This is a genomic window from Dietzia massiliensis, from assembly GCF_018390595.1.
GTDB lineage: Bacteria > Actinomycetota > Actinomycetes > Mycobacteriales > Mycobacteriaceae > Dietzia > Dietzia massiliensis.
In genome coordinates, this window is sequence record NZ_JAHBAV010000262.1 from 1 (window position 1) to 399 (window position 399).

Here is a 399-nt window from a genome sequence, read left to right on the forward strand (position 1 = left end):
GACCACCACCGTGCCCTTGACGGTGGCGCGGGAGACGGCGGCGAACTTCACGAACAGGTGGTGTTTTACATGCTGGGAGAGCGGCAGCGCTTCGAGCGCCAGGTTCACCAGATAGGGGCCGTCTTTCAGCAGGAAGAACAGCAGGTAGAGCATCACGCCGAAGCCGACGACGAAGTTGAAAGTGCCCTTGCCGATCAGGAAGACGCTGCCCGCCAGATATTGCCCGCCCTTGAGCGCCACCTCGGAAAGCTGCTTTTGTATCTCGGCGGCGCTGTTGAGGTTATGTTCCGCCAGGAAGCGCTGCGCCCAGCCGGGCAGGTGGCGCATAAAGTCCGCCAGCATGGCCGGCAACTGGCTGTTGTTGGTCTGCAGCTTGGTGTAGATCACGTTGAATTCCAT

Annotated in this window: 1 protein-coding gene; it reads right to left on the reverse strand. The window is 60.7% G+C overall.

Annotated elements, in window-relative coordinates; translation table 11 throughout:
- The coding region (locus KHA85_RS20520) for an AI-2E family transporter (protein WP_213186710.1) at positions 1-387 on the reverse strand (387 nt) is incomplete at its 3' end.
- Positions 388-399: the final 12 nt, after the last annotated feature.